The following is a 532-nucleotide window of genomic DNA, read 5'->3' on the forward strand; positions in this document are numbered from 1 at the left end:
TAGGGCGAGTAGGGCGTCCAGAGGTAGGAGACCAGGGCCGCGAGCAGCAGCAGGGCGGCGAGCACGCCGCCGATGACGAAGCTGCGGTGGTGGCGCGCGCGCTGCCAGAAGCCGGGCAGCTTGAGGGCGGCGGCGCTGGGGGTAACCGATGCAATGGCGCTCATATGTCGCTCGCCTTGATGCGCGGGTCGATGACGGCATAGAGCACGTCGACCACGAAGTTGACGATGACGACCATGGCTGCGAGCAGCATGACGCAGTTGCGCACGACGATGAGGTCGCGGTTGCTGATGGCCTGGAAGATCAGGCGGCCCAGGCCCGGCAGGTAGAACACGTTCTCCACCACGATGGTGCCGGCGAGCAGCTCGGAGAACTGCATGCCCATGACGGTGATGACGGGGATCAGGGCGTTGCGCAGGACGTGGGTCCAGAGCACGGCGCGCTGGGTCACGCCCTTGGCGCGCGCGGTGCGCACGAAGTCCTCGCGCATGACCTCCAGCACGGCCGAGCGGGTGATGCGCGCGAGGATGGC

The 532-nt window shown here is 67.9% G+C and carries 1 protein-coding gene; it reads right to left on the bottom strand.

Annotation, left to right across the window (positions count from 1 at the left end; all coding sequences use genetic code 11):
• Positions 1 to 160 precede the first annotated feature (160 nt).
• Positions 161 to 532, bottom strand: a 372-nt coding sequence (locus tag AC07RV_RS45860; protein ID WP_492716650.1) for an ABC transporter permease, incomplete at its 5' end; no start/stop codon positions are given.

The sequence above is a fragment of the Variovorax sp. GW821-FHT09B01 genome, from assembly GCF_059418345.1.